This is a genomic window from Mycobacterium sp., assembly GCF_039583785.1.
Classification (GTDB): domain Bacteria; phylum Actinomycetota; class Actinomycetes; order Mycobacteriales; family Mycobacteriaceae; genus Mycobacterium.
In genome coordinates, this window is sequence record NZ_JAVKSG010000178.1 from 1 (window position 1) to 2,262 (window position 2,262).

The following is a 2,262-nucleotide window of genomic DNA, read 5'->3' on the forward strand; positions in this document are numbered from 1 at the left end:
CCGTCGATCCCGTTTCCACCCTCGCCGCCGTGACCGCCCACACCGGCGATACTGAGATAACCCCCGTTCGGTTCGCCTCCGGTGCCGCCGTCACCTCCAGCACCAGCCATGCTGCCTGCTCCACTGGCGGCACCCCCGTCGCCACCGGCCCCGCCGTCACCGCCAGCCCCCAGACCAGGAGCACCATCTGCTGGGCTACCGGCGCCACCGTTACCGCCGAGCCCGCCGACCCCGGCGACACTGTCAAGACCACTGGCCGCACCACCATCACCGCCGGCCCCACCGCCACCCCCAACACCAACGCTCAGCAGCGGACCGAGGACCTCCCCGCGGCTGCCCAGACCGCCGGCCCCACCGTTGCCACCAGCGCCGGCGACGCTATCGGCACCGGTAGCCGCGCCACCAGTGCCGCCGTCACCGCCGTTGCCACCGATCCCGACCGCCCAATAACCCCCTATGCCGCCGGCGCCACCGTTACCGCCGGCCTCACCAACGTCCCCAGTGCCGCCGTCACCGCCGTCACCGCCGTCACCGACGAAATACCCACCGGCGCCACCGGCCCCACCATCAGCGCCGGCCCCGCCGGCGCCACCGGCGCCACCATTGCCAAACAGCCCAGCCACGCCACCATCACCGCCGGCCACCCCGGCCTGATCGCTACTCCAGCCGGCACCGCCGTCACCGAAGAACCAACCACCGCCGCCCCCGGTCGGGTCGGCCGCCGTCCCGACGTCGCCGTTGCAGATCAGACCGCAGTACCCGTCGGTGGCAAACAGTGGGTTGATCGCGTTGTCCAGCTGCGTGCCAAATGAGCTGGTGATCCACTCCTCACCGAGATTGTGCAGCGGAGCATAGATCAGGCCGACCAGGCCACCGGAGTCGATGTACCCGGTCAACGAATCAACACCCGCCCCGGCGGGATCCACGCTGGCGGCCGCTTGCGCCGACGACGCCGCCACTGTCGCGGCTGAATCCAAACCACCAAAGTCACCGACGTCAGTGTTGAGGGTGGTCAGCAGCGTGTCGGTCCAGGAGGTCAGATCTGTGGCCAGGGTCGGGTCAAAGCCCGAGATCGAGTCGGTCACCGACGCCACGATCGGCGCGATGACCGGATCCAATACAGCGTCGAAGTCAGCCCGCGCGGGCACCGCAGAACCAGTCGCCGCCGCTGCGGCGGCGACCAGCGCACCCAGTGCGCCCGGCAGCATCGAACGCCGCCCCCACCGACGACCCCCCGACGATGCAGCACCCCCGACACCGTTGCGACCAGACATTTACACACCCCTCACAGCGGGCGGGCGATCCACCACGACCAACGATCATTGCGAGCGCACACCACCGGACCGAGCCGCGACCGTCTCATCAACAATCACGACGCGCCTACACCGTGTCAAGCCCCGGCGTTCGATAGCCCCCACTTCCCCTTTCTCGTACTTTCTTCGGCCCCTCTTGTGCGCTCAGCACGACAGCACTCACGGCCCGGCGCCTCACCGCAGAAGCGATCGGTGACCTGGACGTTACTGAACACGTGCGCACCATCCTGGTCACCATCACCCAACGCGCCGAACACGCGGCGGAGACAGGGCCGTTGGCCGGGATCGGACGCTGGCTGCACACCCTTGGCTACCGCGGCCATATCACCACCAAATGGCGGCACTACTCGACCACTATGGGCGCCCTGCGCACCGCCCGCGCCAGCTGGACCCGCCACCAGATGGCCAAACATTCAGGGCGACAAAATGATATGGAATCCGCCCATCTCGCTGACGACGTGACGGCGAGCACATGCGGGCGACAGCAACCGATCGACACCGATGGGATGTTGTGGGAATTCGACCGTGCCGGACACGCCAGCGCCGGGGACCGCGTCCTGGTCATCTCGGCAGGCGTGGCGGGCTGCTCCCCATTGAGGAATACCGGCGTGCATTCGACAAGGGGTGCGCAGAGGTCGGGATTGAGGGGCTGGTTCCGCACGGCCTACGGCACACCACGGCCTCACTCGCGATCAGCGCAGGCGCTAATGTCAACGTCGTGCAACGCATGCTTGGCTACGCGACAGCGGCCATGAACCTGGACCTTTACGGGCATCTTCTTGACGATGACCTGTCTGCGGTCGCCAAGGCGTTGGGCAAGGCTATCGACAGTACTGCGGTATCACTGCGGTATTTGGAATCGGTTTCTAAAGGGTCGGAGCGAATACCTGCAGCTAATTAGCCCAGGGGCGGTAGCTCAGTTGGTTAGAGCCGCGGACTCATAATCCGT

The 2,262-nt window shown here is 67.1% G+C and carries 1 protein-coding gene and 2 pseudogenes; 2 read left to right on the forward strand and 1 reads right to left on the reverse strand.

Annotated elements, in window-relative coordinates; genetic code table 11:
- Positions 1 to 1,274, reverse strand: a 1,274-nt coding sequence (locus ABDV69_RS21115; RefSeq protein WP_343577761.1) for a PGRS repeat-containing protein, incomplete at its 3' end; no start/stop codon positions are given.
- 236 nt (positions 1,275 to 1,510) lie between these two features.
- On the opposite strand from ABDV69_RS21115, the pseudogene ABDV69_RS21120 reads away from it, so the two are divergent.
- Both ABDV69_RS21120 and ABDV69_RS21125 read left to right on the forward strand, forming a co-directional pair.
- Positions 1,511 to 1,816: pseudogene (locus ABDV69_RS21120) on the forward strand (replication initiator); the annotation flags it as partial.
- A 71-nt stretch (positions 1,817 to 1,887) separates the two neighbouring features.
- A pseudogene (locus tag ABDV69_RS21125) lies at positions 1,888 to 2,214 on the forward strand (tyrosine-type recombinase/integrase); the annotation flags it as partial.
- Between the last annotated feature and the right edge of the window lie 48 nt (positions 2,215 to 2,262).